This is a genomic window from Chitinivibrionales bacterium, assembly GCA_035516255.1.
Classification (GTDB): domain Bacteria; phylum Fibrobacterota; class Chitinivibrionia; order Chitinivibrionales; family FEN-1185; genus FEN-1185.
This window is the reverse complement of sequence record DATJAL010000002.1, coordinates 230,006-244,502: the sequence shown is the minus strand read 5'-3', so window position 1 is coordinate 244,502 and position 14,497 is coordinate 230,006. Positions and strand designations below refer to the sequence as shown.

Below are 14,497 nucleotides of genomic sequence, written 5' to 3'. Positions count from 1 at the left end.
ACAAAGGAGGTTGAAATGTTTTGCCTGAAAAGTCGTCCGGTTTTCTGCGGCCTGTGCGTTGCGGTCTTGACCGTCGCGTATTCCGCAACCGCGGCGCCCGCCGCCCCGCCTCAGCAACCGCCGGCGCAAAAAAGCCCGGATATGAACAAGGCCAATAAAGACCTGGAGCGCCAGGCGCTGCAGGCGGTAAATGACAGCGCGAAAGCCGACATGGCAAAAATCGACACGCTCATCAAGACCACGCGCGACCAGTACCAGGGACAGATCAAACCGCTCGATGATCAGATAAAGGCCCTTCGCGACAAAATGCAGGCCGCGATCGGCGCGCTTGACACTCAAAAGATTACCCTCCAAAACAGCTACCAGACGAAACGACTGAACATCGAAAAGCAATACGAGCCCGCTCTCGCCGAATTTTACACCAGGCAGGACCAGGAGTTCAAGAAGCTGAAGGAGCAGGAGGACAAAGACCTCCAAGCCCTTGCCGAACAGGAAAAAACGGAAATACAAGGGTTGGAAAACCAGAAGAAAACGGTCCACGACAAGTACAACGAACAGAGAAAAGCGCTTTACGCGAAATATCAGGGGTTGCGAAAGGACATGACCGACATGCTCAAGAAAGAGTACAGCCCCTTAAAATGAAGGAACTGCGGCCATTGCCAAAAGCCTCCCGCAAAAAAAGCGGGGGGCTTTTTTATTGCCTTGAATCATCGCAGGACTTGCTTTTAGGGAGGCGTGAATGTTGATTTAAGGGGAAATGCCTGGCAGGTATGTTGCAGGTAGGTAACAGCATGCATGTCGAGATGGTATGCTTTATGATAGCAACATACCTGTAGTTGGGCTGCATGCCTGGCGGGAAGACAATTTGCACGGGTAGTTTTGGGTTAAGAAAATGAAAATACAAATACAAATTTATGATATGGAAAGGCCTCGCCGGCCTTTAGATCCGGTAAGGAAAATGCTTATTGTGGCCCGCCCTCCAAACCTCCCCCGCCGGGGAGGCTTTTTACAGAGGCGCTGTTTAATGGTAATTTTATGAGAATTTCAATTATCATATTAACTTTAATTGCTTTTTCTTCAATTTGCCAAGGGGAAGATAAAAGTCATCCGTATTATTGGTTTCAAGCCCATACTGATAGTATTTATTCAGTTATTATCGATACTTCAAAAAATGCAGACACTATTTTATCGCGCGCTTTTCTGTCATGGAAACGTCGAGATGGGGCAATTTTTATAGAAATCTGCTATTTCATTGGCCCTGCACTTGTTTTTCGTCCCGCTAAAATGCTTAAATATTTTGCCAAAGACACTGCTGAATTTGCAGAATTTCTTCTCGATTTGCCCGACGCGATGTTTACTGACTATAATGGAAATGAAAAAGATAAATTGGAGAATATGAGATTAAGGATTATTTCTTCACTTGATAAATTAATTGCAAATAAATCTGGTGACCGCAATATTCGCAATATTGCAAAAAAATTGTTAACTCGCATCAAGAGCATTACAGTGCACGTAGTAGACTGAAAAGAAACTCAATATTTCATATAATTCGAAAATCAAATATACGGGTCTTCTGTTTATTCTCGAACATTTGCCCGTGCAAATCAAACACCTGCCCAGTCACGACCGCCCAACAACGCCATGCAGGCTGGGCATGAATGCAGTCGGAAACGCCCGCCCAAATTTGCCGCAGACCTAGCGGTAAAAGCCGCCCGTCATATCGCGAAGCTCCGCCGAGCGGCTAAATGATAGGCGGCAAACTTCTGCATGGCGTGTGCAATGTTTTTGAATCAATTTTTATAGCTTTTTGACAATTTTCACCTTCTTTTTATTGCCAAGGAGATTCAGAAGGTTCGGAAGGGCTGATGAGGGTAATTCTTGACGCCAATGTCCTGGTTTCGGGAATCTTCTTCAAAGATCCACCCTTTCGCATTTTTCAAATGTGGAAGAGAGGACATCTTGACATTGTTATCAGCCGCGAAATTCTAAACGAATATCGGATCATCCAGCGGGTAAGCTTGCAATTTCCTTCCATCGATATCTCTGATCTCTTCGAAATGATAACCCTGAAATCCCACCTTACGCTTTCGCTCTCATTGAAATCTCAACTTTGCAAAGATCCCAACGACGATAAATTCTTCTCTACGGCGATTGCCGGCAAAACATCCGTCATGATCAGCGGCGACAGGCACCTGCGCGAAAAATCAGGGTTTTCAGGAATTGCTGTTTTGAAACCGAAAGATTTCCTTGATATTTACGGCTAAACCGGTTGGAATCATCAGCAAAAACCTAGCACCAGTTTTTTTTCTGGCTTAACTATTCCCTCCGCATATTTTAATTTACTACCATGAAACTCCCCGTCCTTCTCCCCCTTTCCGCCCTCATCCTTAGCTGCGCGTTTCCGGGCGTCAACGTCAAGAAACCGGATTTCGACAAATTCAGCCGCTATGTCAACCAATATGTTTACGACGGCCATTACATCATCTGCATCAAGGACTCGGCGCACCGGGACGACCCTAACGGCTGCAACCATTTCGACGAGATCGGCTTCGACATCACGCTGCCCCAACTGCAAAGGATGTTCGGCCGGCAGGAAGTCGCCAAAAAGAACGATGACGGAAGCGAACCCATGGTTTTCACGGTTGACTCATCGGAGGCGCCGCCCACGTACCTTATGGTCACGTTTAAAAACAGCAGGCCGGTCATATTGCAATTAACGGGACCCTATTGCACCCGGAACATTTCATTTTCCGGGATCACGCTGGGCAGCAAGAGTTCTTTGGTACTTAAAACGCTGGGGCCGCCGTTTGAAAAGAAAAAAAATAAAAACAAAAACGGCGAGCTGTGGGACTACAATCCGTTCAGGTTTTCGTTTGAGATTGTCAACGATTGCGTGTATTCGATAAAACTTGTCACCGAGGCCCAATGATTTTCAAAGCGATACAATTCTTTAATATTCTTTCTTCTGTGCGTTCTCAGCGTCTCTGCGGTGATTTTTTATTTTATTTCCGGGGAAGGCATCATGATTAAGCAAGGTATAAGTGCAGCATAACACACCGATCCGATGTAGAAGTTTATTGAAATCCCGCCGTAGATCGAGATAAACACCGCGAGCGCAGAACAAAGCACCCCGAATATTCCATTGAGCGCCCAATACCACGGCGTTTCGCCCGCCGCTGACATTTTGAGAATTTTCATTCCTGTCGGGAAAAAGAATCCCAGGACCAGGCCGAGCGGAAAAATAACGGCGATCGAGAGCAGGATCTTCGTCATCACCGGCGCCGTGATCGTGCCCGCAATCAGGCTTGTCAACCCGAACCGCACGCCGAGGATTGCCAGGGCCGAAACAACAGGAAGCGCGACAATCACCCCGCGCGAACGGTACGGCAGGCGCTCGCTTAAAAAGCTGCCGATGCCGGTGCTCGCGATGATGGTGAAGAGCAGGATTCCCAGCGCGTAAACCGGATGCCCCAGGAACACCGACAGCCGCTGGATGAGCGCGATCTCCACGCACATGAAGCCCGCGCCGATGAGCGAGAAGTAAACGGCGCCCGGCCAGATGATTTTCGTATTCACCTCCATGCCCTTCCCCAGCTTTGGCGCGACGGCAAGTGGAACAATGATGGTCGCGACCGCCAAAACGGCCAGGCAGAGTATGAGTCCGAGCAGAACGAGCGTGGCAACCGCGTTCCCCTTTGTCACCCCGGGTCCGGTCGAGAAAATGTCCTTTATCCGCGACAGCTTGAACATATTGAAGAAATAGGGCTTTTCGTCGGTTGACGGCTCGAAGTTGAACGGCATTCCGACAGTGGCGGCCTTCAATGCCTGCGGCGAACGCGCCGCGAGGATATCCCGGAGGATCGCGTTTTCCGGTGTTTTGCCGGGTTCTACCGCAAGGGTGAAACGCAGCGCACCGGAGGTTTTTTCCAGCGTGTCAAGGTCGGCGGCGGAGAACGGCCGCTTGCTCAGCAGCAGCGTTGAAATTTTGTCGGCGGTCACAAGCGCGATATGGCGCGAAGGATCGGTTACGCCGTTTCCGAACAGCGTGGCCATGGCGAGGCTTATCACCCTGCCCGTTTCGCCGAGATTGTCCGGGTTGTGCCAGCGCGACACCATGAAAACGCCGTTTTCGTCGAGGCGGCTGAGAAAGACCTGCCACGCCTCCACGGTGTACAGCGCGTTTTCGGAAAGCGAATACGCGCCCGCGCCTGTTGACGCCCAGGTGTCTATCAGGGACATCTGGATGGTGGTGAACGTTTCTTTGTTCCTGGTGAGATAGCTGCGCGCTTCATCCGCCACGAGCGTGACGCCCGGCCGGCCGGCAATCCCCGCGAATTCCCTGAACCTGTTTTTGACAAGGTCGATGAAAACGGGGTTCACGTCGATGCCGGTCACTTTTTCATGGCCGAAAAGTATCGCGCCCTGCACGTCCCTGCCGCCGCCCACGCCGATCACGCAGGCGTTTCCGGCCGGTCTGAGGTAGTAGCCGATGTTGGTCACGTCGTAGCGGAGATGCGCGATGTCATTGACAGACGAGAAACCGCGCAGCGTGGTCGCTGCGTCGCCGTCTATGTTCATGTAATATTGGAATATTTTCTCGTCCCTGGGCGCCGCCGGGCTCGCGCCCCAGTACTGCGGCGCGTCCATGTCGCCTTTGTAAATCGCCACCCGCGAAAGGGTGTTCCACCGTTCCATGAGCAATACCCGCGGGTTCTGGATCACGTTTTTCGCCACGAACGGCCGTATGCCGTAGATGGTGGTCGAATTGACCGCCGCGACAAGCGCAAGCACGATGATGCCGGCCGTGCAGAGCCGGCGGCGCCTGAACAGCGGATCTCCCCAAGCAAACGCCAGCGCGGCAATGCCGCCCGCGGCGCCGCAGCATAGGATGAGGCTGGTGGCGTCCATGACCTGCAGCCCCGCGAGCACGAACAGACATCCCAGCGAAGCTCCCGCGAGGTCGCTCGCGTACAGTTTACCAACGGGCAGGCTGCTCTTGGTAAGGACCGCGCTCACCGCGATGCCGGAAAAATAAAACGGCAGAGAGCAGGCGATGCTCGCGAAAAGAAGCACGAAGAGGCTCATCACCGACCTTATAAACGTTATCGGCAGAACGCAGAGCACAATAAGCGAGAAAGGCGTGATGAGCATGTACCACAGCGAAGATTTTGCCAGGGTTCTGTTCAGTTTTCCCGCGGCGAACCAGCCGGGCCGTAGATACACCATTACCGCGCCGGCGGTCATGCCCAGCATCGCGGTCGACACCGCGAAAAACGCCAGGTGGTACCACGTGATCACACTGAGTAGTCTTGAGAGTGTGACTTCCAGCGCAAGGGTGGAGAATGCGATGAGAAAGGTTCCTATATAAATAGGCATCGTTATAATTTTCCGGATAAAAATCCGATTTTGCCGTTGGAGTAATCATGGAAAATACCGCTTTCTGGATAAACAGTCAACACGATATTTCCGGCTTGATTTGAATTTTTCGCGAAACCTCCGCCCCGACATTTCTTTCTTAGAATAAAAATATGGCGAAATTGTCGCAAAAACGATATATTTAATGAGGTGTGACGGGTATAACCTGTGTTTATCCAATAATTTATTTCAACCTTTTAAACATTTTTTAAGCGTTTCATTAAAAAAAGGGGGGAGACGATGGTTAGGCGAATCGGTATTTTTATATTGGCCGTTGTTCTTGTTGCCGCCATTTCGGGTATCGCTCAGACGTACACACCCGATTCGAGCAACAGGGTGGTATTCAATCTCGGCGGAACGTCTTGGAAGATAAGCAAGTCTGATGTAACAGGCGCCCAGGCCACCTCCTTCAACGACGCCGGATGGAGCGACATTGGCGTTCCGCACTGCATGGCGGAAGACCAGACGTTTGTCAACAACACTTCCGGCGGCGGCAATCTTCCGGGCGGTCCCTACTGGTACCGCAAGCACTTCACGCTTGACCCGAAATATGCGGGCAAAAAGGTTTTCCTGGAGTGCGAAGGCGTGCACCTCGGCTGCCAGGTGTATGTCAACGGAACCATGCTTCCCACCTCCAGCTCAATAAACACGACGGCCACGCATGTTGTCGGGTTTACCGGATTTACTAATGATATCACCAGTCTTGTCACTACCGACGGTTCCGACAACGTCATCGCCATCCGCGTGGCCATGAACGCTTCATGGTTCGCAGACCCAGGATTTGCCACAGTGTTCAGGTTCGGACAAGGCTCGGGCGGGCCTTTCCGGCCGGTGTGGCTGATACTGACCGACAAGGTCCACGTGCCCACCAATGAATATTCCGGCACAAAGCAATGGGGCACCTATGTCGCCACCACGAACGTCGCCGCCGACGGATCACAGGCGACCGTGCGCATGCTCACTAACGTGCTCAATGACGGCACTGCCGCCCAGAGCGTCACGGTCACCACAAAAGTGGTTGACGCCTCCAATAATAACGTGGTGCTCTCGAAAGACCAGACGCAGTCCATCCCGGCAGGGTCAAGCTTCGTGTTCGACCAGTCGGGCACCATCGCGAACCCGAAACTCTGGTACCCGAACAACAGCCCGTGGGGCAAGCCGAACCTCCACACTGTTTATCACATTGTTAAGTTGGGAACGACCGTGGTGGACCTCGTGCAGAGCCCGCTGGGCATCCGCACCATCACGTGGGACAAGAATTTTCCTTACATCAACGGCCACGTGCACCATCTGTACGGCGCGGCCTCGCGCTATGACTACCCGGCGCTCGGCACCGCGGTGCCGCCCGCGGTTGAATGGCGCGACGCGAAACTGCTCGCCGACGTCGGCGGCAACCTGTGGCGGCCCGGCCATTCGTCGTGCAGCAGAACCTTTGTCGAGGCCTGCGACGCGTTCGGCATCATGATCGTGCAGCCGTCCGGCGAAGGCGAAGGAGCGTTCAGCGACCCGGCCATCGACCAGACGCCTTCCAAACGGCCCCTCAAGAAAGAAATTCACCGGGACGTGATCATCCGCGACCGCAGCCACCCGTGCATCCTCGCGTGGGAGGCTTCCAACGGCGACATGGATTCGCTCTATGCCGACACCTTGCGCGCGCTCAGCACGGTGTGGGACTCGCTTGCGCCGCGCGCGACCGCGCTGCGCGGAAAGCCGTTCACCCAAGGCCAACTCGACCTGCACGGCTGCACGCTCACGGGCTGCGACGCGCAGCAGAAGCCCCTCGGCAACAACATCAACTTCCCGTGGTGGGGGTCCGAATACTGGGGCAGGCACTCGCAGCGGTTCGCCTACGACTGGGAGGTCATGCAGTCGGGTGAATTCTTGCGTGACTGGGCCGCGGGCATCAAGAACAATTGCTTCGGCATGGCGCAATGGTACTTTATGGAAACGCCTGGAGAAACCGGCCCGTACCTCGACGGCACGAACTCGAACAATGCGCGCTCGTTCGGTTCTTCCATGACCGATTTCAGCCGCATCCCGAAGTTTCTCTATTATCAATACGGCGTGTGCTGGATCCCCTACACCACCCAGCCGAGGATCGCGATCTCCAACCACTGGAACCGCTCGGGCACGGTCCGGGTTGACGTATGGAGCAACTGCCCGCAGGTGCGTCTCAGCGTCAACGGAAACGTTATAGGAACGCAGGCGCCCAACGGCCAGCAGGGAGCTGCCGGCGGCATCAATGACGTGAGCAACACCACCACGCAGCTGCCCTTCCAATGCACATTTACCAATGTCGCCTGGCAGGCCGGCACGCTCAAGGCGGAGGGCCTCAACGCGAGCGGCGCCGTTGTGTGCTCCGACCAGAAGGTGACGGCCGGCGCGCCCCACCACATCGTGCTCACACAGGAGCAGAACACCACCAAGCCGGACGGCTCGACGTTCCAGGTCACCGCAAATGGCTATGATGTCGCGCTCATCAAGGCCACGATCGTTGATGCAAACAACAACTGGTGTCCCACCGATTCCGGCAAGATCACCTGGAGCGTTTCGGGACCGGCAACGTACCGCGGCGGCAGCGACCAATTCGTCACCACGGGCCAGGCCTACGGGTATCACGCGCCCCTCGATCCCGAACTCAACATCGAAGGCGGCATGGCCATGGTAGCGGTGCGGTCGCAGTTTACCACAGGCACCGTCACGGTGACCGCGACCGTGGCCGGGCTCCCCACTCCCACGGCGACCACCACGTATGATATCAAGCCGGTGACCGACCAGGTGGTGGTCGCGGGAAAACCGTCATTGTCCCCGCAGAATTTCAAGGAAGCGCTGATAACGGAGGTCGCCGCGTCCGGCGACAAGATACGGTATTTCATCAGCGTGCCCGCGAACGTTTCGGTTGAAATCATGAATGCGAGCGGCAGAGTGGTGCGTACCATTCCAGCCTTAAAGCAGCCGGCCGGATGGCATCCTGTCGCATTAAGTCAATCAGCGGACAACGGCATGGCGCGCACCGGGGTGTATTTTGTGAAGCTGATCGTGGACGGAAAGGCCATGATGGCGAAAAAACTGGTGCTGCTCAGGTGATTTCGGTTTTGTAAAGGAGTTGTTCCCGTATTTCGGCGGAGGGGACCGTCTCAGGGTCCCCTCCTTTTTTTATCCCGCTACCGCGAAGGATTCCGCACTTCCTTCATGTACCCCGCCCTCGCCCCCTCCAAAAACTCCAGAAACGAGGGCTCCTTGTAATCCGGATAGGTCCACGAAAAATACCGGTAACTCCCCTTCCGATAATGCAGCGTTACCTCGGCAAAAATCCCCTGCGAAAGGTACACCCGGTGGTAAAAATCCTTGGTGCTGGCTAGCACGAGCTTGTCGGGCGCAAGATAGCCGGGATCGAGATTGAGCCTGCGCCCGCCGTTTGACCTATAACGCCGTTCAATGTCGTTGGTGAATATCTTGATGGCCGCCAGCGCGTCGCGCTGAATGAGCGGTTCGAACGTGAGGTACATTTTTTTCAGGTCATCGCCCATTTCGTCTTTATAATATTCGGTGAAATTGAACGTAATTGGTCCAAGGGTGGCGTCAATGCCGCCGAATTTTTGCGCGAGGACACTCTGGACCTCACGGTGATCCACCGATGCGTCGAACATTTCCGCGATAAACAGTTTTACCGGCGGCGGGACGGTTGCGATGCCCATGATATCCCCGTTGGGATGAACAAGATTTGGCTTTGCTAATGCTTGTCCAAATATAATTTTATACACAGAGAAAAACACCGGCCGGGAGAACCGATGCAGTTTCTGCTCAATACCCAAAAGAAAAACGGCTTTGTCGTTTTTAACCTTGCAGGCAACCTCAACTGGGAAGGCGCCCGCAAGCTCAGCGAGGTCTTCAACGAAGAGCTCGGCAGAGGAGAAAAGCATTTTCTGCTCAACCTCGAAGCGCTCAAGACGATCGCGAGCTATTCACTTTCAACCATCCTCAAACTTTCTTACCTTGCCAAGAAACAGGACGGCAGCATCGCCATCGTCTGCCCCGAAGGAAATGTATGGGACGTGTTTTACGTACTTGAAATCGGCAAGGTGGTGCCGCTCTTCCCGTCCGAAGAAAAATTCTGGGAGCAGGGGAAAAACGCCATTGCCAAGTAAAGGACCCACGACGTGCTGCGGATATTAGGCTTTCGCGGGGGGATCCATCCGCCAAACGGCAAGCTCACCACGGCGCATTTGGCCATCGAAGAACTTCCTCCGCCCTCAAGAATAATTGTGCCGATGCTGCAGCATGCGGGTATCCTCGCCACCCCGGTGGTAAAACGCGGCGACAGGGTTTTACGGGGGCAGGTCATTGCCGAGCCCGCCGGCCTTGATTCCGCCGCAGTGCATTCGCCGGTTTCAGGGAGCGTGCTTTCCGTTTCCAAGTTTCCTCATCCAAACGGCGAGCGCGTGCTCGCGGCTGAAATCGAAAACGACGGCCAGGACAGGGCGGCCGACGCAAAGCCGCTGCAGAAGCCGTGGCGCGACGCCGCGCCTGAGGAAATCATTCAAAAGGTCCGCGAATGCGGCATTGTCGGAATGGGCGGAGACGGCGTTCCCGCGCACGTCAAGCTTGCCTCGTCCGGCAAACAAATTGACACCTTCATACTGAACTGCACCGAATGCGAACCCCTCATGACCGCGGACGCCCGGCTGGTGGTCGAAAAGTGCGGCGACGTGCTGACCGGCGCGCTGATGGTAAAAAAAATCCTGGGCGCTAAAAAAGCGGTGATTGCGGTTTCCGCCGAGACGCCCGGCGTCCTGAAAGCCGTGTCGCAAGCCGTAAAGGACCCGCAATTGAGCGATTTCTTGTTGGTGTCCACGAAAACAAAATATCCGCAAAGCGAAGAGAAAATACTGGTCAAGACGCTTACCAAAAGGGAAACGCCTTACAGAGGCAGCCCTGCGGACGTGGGCTGCGTGGTGCACAACGCCGCCACGGTCTACGCCATTGCGCAGGCCGTCGCGACCGGCGTTCCGCTTTACCAGCGCGTCATCACGGTTGCCGGCCCGTGCGTGGCGTCGCCGAAAAACTTGCTGGTGCGCGTCGGCACCCCCGTCAGGCATGTGCTTGAACATTGCGGCGCCGACATGAAAGCGGTGAAAAAAATAATCATGGGCGGGCCCATGCGCGGCCTCGCGCAGGCCGAGCTCGATGCGCCGATCATCAAAACCACGCGGGGCGTGGTCGCACTTTCGGCGCTTTTCCCCGGCATTCGGAAGTACGACTGCATCGGCTGCGGAAGGTGCATGCAGGCATGTCCCATGAAATTGAACCCATCTTTTCTCATGAAATTCATTGACAAGGGAAAAACGGCTGAACCGATTGAATGGGGTGTCATGGCGTGCGTAGAATGCGGGTCGTGCGCGTACGTTTGCCCCGCAAAAATAAACCTTGTGCATTTCATGAAACTTGGAAAATACATGGCCAGCAGCGCCAGCCTGCCGTCTGCCGCCGCAACACCGGGCGGAACGGCATCATGAACGATACCGCTTCCGCCCGCCTGCAACCGCTCTTGTATGTCTCGGCGCCGCCCCATATCCGGCAGGGCGAGTCGGTGCCTTCCATCATGCTGGCGGTCATTATCGCGCTTGCGCCGGCGCTCGCCGCGTCGGCGGTGTTTTACGGCGTTTACGCGCTGCTGCTCGTCGCCCTGTGCGTTGTGGCATCCGTCGGCTCCGAGGCGCTGCTGTGCGCCTTCTTCCGCAGGCCGCTCACCACCGGCGACCTGAGCGCGGTGCTCACCGGCCTGCTGCTCGGCCTCTCGCTCCCTCCCCGCCTGCCCCTGTGGATTGCCGCCTGCGGCGCCGTGTTCGCAATAGCAGTTGTCAAGATGGCGTTCGGCGGGCTCGGACACAACTTTGTCAATCCCGCGCTCGCGGCACGCGCGTTCCTCATGGTGTCGTTCCCCGCCGCCATGTCGTCGTGGACGGTTCCGGCCCACGGCACATTGTGCGGCCTCCAGCGGGGACTCGACGGGATCAGCGCCGCCACGCCGCTGGCGTATTTCAAATCGGCCATGGCCTCCGGCGTTTTCACGTCCCTTGACCTTCAGGATGCGATTCCCAGCCTTTTCTGGGGAAACGTGGGCGGGAGTTTGGGCGCCACAAGCGCGGCCGCCGTCGGTGCGGGCGCGATTTTTCTTTTTTACCGGGGCATTATAAGGTTCAGGACGCCGTTATTTTTCCTGGGCACACTGTTCGTGCTGTTCTGGATTTTCAGCGGCGTCGGCGATTTGTTTTCGGCGGACTCACTGATTGCCGCCCTCTACCAGGTGCTCTGCGGCGGCACGATGCTCGGCGCGTTTTTTTTCGCGGCCGACCCGGTCACCTCGCCCATGAGCGGCTTGGGCCGCATCCTGTTCGGCATCGGCTGCGGCGGCCTTACCTTTGTCATCAGAAAATTCGGCGGATATCCCGACGGTGTCTGCTGGGCCGTGCTCCTCATGAACCTTGCGGTCCCGATTCTTGACCGATATACCAGACGGCGGTATTTCGGTGAGGTGAGAAAACATGGGTAGCGCGTTTGTCAAATCCGTGTTTGCCATAACCCTCACCGCGTTTTTATGCGGTCTTCTCGTGGCCATGATCCATGCGGCAAATCCCGGCGTCGCAAGGGCCGGCGCAACGGCTGAACCGGCCCATCAAAATATGCCGGCTCATCCGCCGGCGCCCGATTCAGCCCGAACTCCCGCGTTGGAGGCCAGATGATGAAAGGCGAATTGAACCGCGGCATTGTTGATCAGAATCCCCTGTTCAGGCTCGGCCTCGGCCTCTGCCCCGCGCTGGCCGTCACAGCCACCGTGGGCGACGCGGTTGGAATGGGACTTTGTGTTTGGGGAGTTCTTGTCGCCTCTGCCGCCGCGGTATCTTTCACGCGTAACCTGATTCCCCGGAATGTCGCCGCGCTCTGCCGCCTCATGATGATCGCGTGCTTTGCAACCATCGCCGACATGCTTCTGCAGGCGCATGCCCCCGGTCTGAGGGGCAGACTCGGCATTTACGTGCCGCTCATCGCCGTTAACTGCCTCATCCTCGAACGGACAGATTCTTTCGCGGCAAAAAACAGGCTTGTACCGTCGGTGATCGACGGCGCGGCCATGGGAGCCGGATTTATCGCCGCGTTATTTTTTTGTTCCGTTGTCCGTGAGATCCTCGGAAGCTTCCGGCTTTTCGGACAGCGGGTGGTGCCGTCGGAAAATCCCCTGCTCGTTTTTGCGAGTCCCTGCGGCGGATTCTTCGCCCTTGCGCTGGTGCTCGGACTTTATAATTTTCTCCGTTTGAGAAAAAGAGAGAGGCCGCGATGAACCTGCACGCGCTGCTCGATCTTTGCATCGCCTCGATTCTGATCAACAACATCGTGCTGTCGCGCCTGATCGGCGTTTGCCCCTGCTTCGGCAGGACTAAAAAGCTTTCGGACGGGTTCGGCATGGGGATCGCGGTGACGTTCGTCATGGGTTTCACCTCGGTGTTCACCTGGGCTGTCCGAAGATACGTGCTGGTGCCCGCCTCCATGGAATACATGCAGACCATGGTGTTCATCCTCGTGATTGTCTCGCTTTCGCTCCTCGCGGAAACAGGAATTTCCAAACTGTGGCCCGCGCTCCATGAAAAAGCGGGCGTCTACATCCCTTCCATCGCGGCAAACTGCGCCGTGATCGCGTTGGCGCTCATCAATGCGCAAACCAACCCTTTCACCCGCCAGCCGTTCACGCTGCTTGAAGCATTTGTCAATGGGCTGGCCACCGGTGGCGGTTTCACGCTCGCGCTCGTGCTCATGACGGGCATACAGCAGCGCCTGGAATACGCGAGAATCCCAAAAGCACTCTCGGGATTTCCCATTTCTCTGCTGAGCGCCGGACTCATGTCCCTTGCGTTTCTCGGCTTTTGGGGCCTTCATTTCACCCGCGTCACAGGAGGATAAGCCGTGACCGTTGTTCTGCCCGCGTTGTTTCTCGGAATGCTCGGCCTGTTTTTCGGCCTGCTGTACGGGCTTGCATCCCGCACCTTTCTTCTGCGAAACGACGAAACCGCCGAAAAAATCCACAACGCACTCCCCAACGTTGACTGCGGGGCGTGCGGTTTTTCCACGTGCCGCGCCTTTGCAAAGGCAATTGCAAACCATACGGCGGCGTCCACCGGCTGCGTGCCCGGCGGCTCCCCGGTTTCGCACGCAATCGGCGATATTCTTGGCGTCTCCATCTCCATGCCGGAACCGCTCATGGCCATTGTCCATTGTAAAGGAGGAGCAAAGGAAACCTCGCAGCGCTTCGTCTACCAGGGTATTGCCGACTGCCGGGCGGCGCTCATCGCGCAAAACGGGCCCAAAACATGCCGAGACGCCTGTCTCGGCCTGGGAAGCTGCGCTGCCGCATGCCCGTTCAACGCCGTCGCCGTCACCGCCGACCTTATTGCGGTTGTCAACCCTGACGCGTGCACCGGGTGCGGCCTGTGCGTCAAGGCGTGCCCCCGCGGCCTCATCGAGCTCATACCCCGCGTGCACAAGATATTCCTCGCGTGCGCCAACCGCGACCGCGGCGGCAGGGTGCTGCAGTACTGCGCCGTTGGCTGCACCGCATGCACCCAGTGCGTCAGGGCAACGCCTTCGGGCGCCATCACCATGGAAAACAGCCTGCCCGTTCTCGATTATTCATCGGGCGAAAATTTCATCGTGGCCGCGCACACCTGCCCTTCAGACAGCTTTATGGATCTTGTCAAGGTCAGGCCCAAGGTGAACATCGACGTCAAATGCGACGGCTGCGCCGAATGCGTGGGATCGTGCCCCACCGCAGCCATCACGGGAATCAAGGGCCAGCGTCATGTGGTCAACAAGGACAAGTGCATCGGATGCGGCCTCTGCCTCAACACCTGCCCCGTCCACGCAATTGCCATGTGGGGCGGCCTTGGGTATGTGGAAGACAGCAGGAGGAGAATATCAAAACAGTAGCTTTAGAATCAATCCGCCCATCAAATCATCCTATTCGTCCTTCCCGCAAAGCATTTACGGTCTTTTCAAATTCGCATTTTGGGAAACGTATAGCCAAAAACTC

General features: G+C 55.9%; 14 protein-coding genes. 12 read left to right on the top strand and 2 right to left on the bottom strand.

Features of this window, described 5'->3' with window-relative positions; genetic code table 11:
- Window positions 1-15: 15 nt before the first annotated feature.
- The 4 genes from VLX68_01590 to VLX68_01575 all read left to right on the top strand — a co-directional run bounded on the left by VLX68_01590 (window position 16) and on the right by VLX68_01575 (window position 2,929).
- Window positions 16-642 (top strand): OmpH family outer membrane protein, encoded by a 627-nt coding sequence (locus tag VLX68_01590; GenBank protein ID HUI90915.1) that lies wholly within the window; start codon window positions 16-18, stop codon window positions 640-642.
- Window positions 643-1,035: 393 nt separating this feature from the next.
- Window positions 1,036-1,524, top strand: coding sequence for a hypothetical protein (locus VLX68_01585; protein ID HUI90914.1), 489 nt, complete (start codon window positions 1,036-1,038; stop codon window positions 1,522-1,524).
- A 341-nt stretch (window positions 1,525-1,865) separates the two neighbouring features.
- Window positions 1,866-2,264 (top strand): putative toxin-antitoxin system toxin component, PIN family, encoded by a 399-nt coding sequence (locus tag VLX68_01580; protein HUI90913.1) that lies wholly within the window; start codon window positions 1,866-1,868, stop codon window positions 2,262-2,264.
- A gap of 83 nt (window positions 2,265-2,347) precedes the next feature.
- Window positions 2,348-2,929 carry a hypothetical protein gene (locus VLX68_01575; protein HUI90912.1) on the top strand — a complete coding sequence of 194 codons (582 nt, stop codon included), beginning with the start codon at window positions 2,348-2,350 and terminating at the stop codon, window positions 2,927-2,929.
- Window positions 2,930-2,997: 68 nt separating this feature from the next.
- On the opposite strand, the gene VLX68_01570 is transcribed toward VLX68_01575, so the two are convergent.
- Window positions 2,998-5,376 (bottom strand): hypothetical protein, encoded by a 2,379-nt coding sequence (locus VLX68_01570; GenBank protein ID HUI90911.1) that lies wholly within the window; start codon window positions 5,374-5,376, stop codon window positions 2,998-3,000.
- A 279-nt stretch (window positions 5,377-5,655) separates the two neighbouring features.
- Here VLX68_01570 and VLX68_01565 point away from each other — a divergent pair, with 279 nt between their 5' ends.
- On the top strand, window positions 5,656-8,502 hold the full coding sequence (locus VLX68_01565) for a DUF4982 domain-containing protein (GenBank protein HUI90910.1): 2,847 nt from the start codon (window positions 5,656-5,658) through the stop codon (window positions 8,500-8,502).
- Window positions 8,503-8,579: 77 nt separating this feature from the next.
- Here the strand turns inward: VLX68_01565 and VLX68_01560 are convergent, their stop codons facing one another.
- Window positions 8,580-9,113, bottom strand: coding sequence for a DUF4416 family protein (locus tag VLX68_01560; GenBank protein ID HUI90909.1), 534 nt, complete (start codon window positions 9,111-9,113; stop codon window positions 8,580-8,582).
- A gap of 93 nt (window positions 9,114-9,206) precedes the next feature.
- Here VLX68_01560 and VLX68_01555 point away from each other — a divergent pair, with 93 nt between their 5' ends.
- Genes VLX68_01555 through VLX68_01525 form a run of 7 tightly spaced genes read left to right on the top strand, consistent with a single transcriptional unit; the run spans window position 9,207 to window position 14,394 of the window.
- The gene (locus VLX68_01555) at window positions 9,207-9,563 is read left to right on the top strand and encodes an STAS domain-containing protein (GenBank protein HUI90908.1); all 357 of its coding nucleotides are present in this window, start codon (window positions 9,207-9,209) and stop codon (window positions 9,561-9,563) included.
- 12 nt (window positions 9,564-9,575) lie between these two features.
- A complete protein-coding gene (gene rsxC / locus VLX68_01550) occupies window positions 9,576-10,931 on the top strand; it encodes an electron transport complex subunit RsxC (protein ID HUI90907.1) in 1,356 nt (451 codons plus the stop codon).
- A complete protein-coding gene (locus tag VLX68_01545; protein ID HUI90906.1) occupies window positions 10,928-11,968 on the top strand; it encodes an RnfABCDGE type electron transport complex subunit D in 1,041 nt (346 codons plus the stop codon). Before rsxC ends, VLX68_01545 begins: the two co-directional genes overlap by 4 nt.
- Window positions 11,961-12,158: a hypothetical protein gene (locus VLX68_01540; protein HUI90905.1), complete on the top strand. Its 198-nt coding sequence runs from the start codon at window positions 11,961-11,963 to the stop codon at window positions 12,156-12,158. Before VLX68_01545 ends, VLX68_01540 begins: the two co-directional genes overlap by 8 nt.
- Entirely contained in the window at window positions 12,155-12,754 is a 600-nt protein-coding gene (locus tag VLX68_01535; protein ID HUI90904.1) for an Rnf-Nqr domain containing protein, read from the top strand. The genes VLX68_01540 and VLX68_01535 overlap by 4 nt, the downstream gene beginning before the upstream one ends.
- A complete protein-coding gene (locus VLX68_01530; GenBank protein HUI90903.1) occupies window positions 12,751-13,371 on the top strand; it encodes an Rnf-Nqr domain containing protein in 621 nt (206 codons plus the stop codon). Before VLX68_01535 ends, VLX68_01530 begins: the two co-directional genes overlap by 4 nt.
- Before the next feature lie 3 nt (window positions 13,372-13,374).
- Window positions 13,375-14,394 carry an RnfABCDGE type electron transport complex subunit B gene (locus VLX68_01525; GenBank protein ID HUI90902.1) on the top strand — a complete coding sequence of 340 codons (1,020 nt, stop codon included), beginning with the start codon at window positions 13,375-13,377 and terminating at the stop codon, window positions 14,392-14,394.
- The last annotated feature ends 103 nt before the right edge of the window (window positions 14,395-14,497 follow it).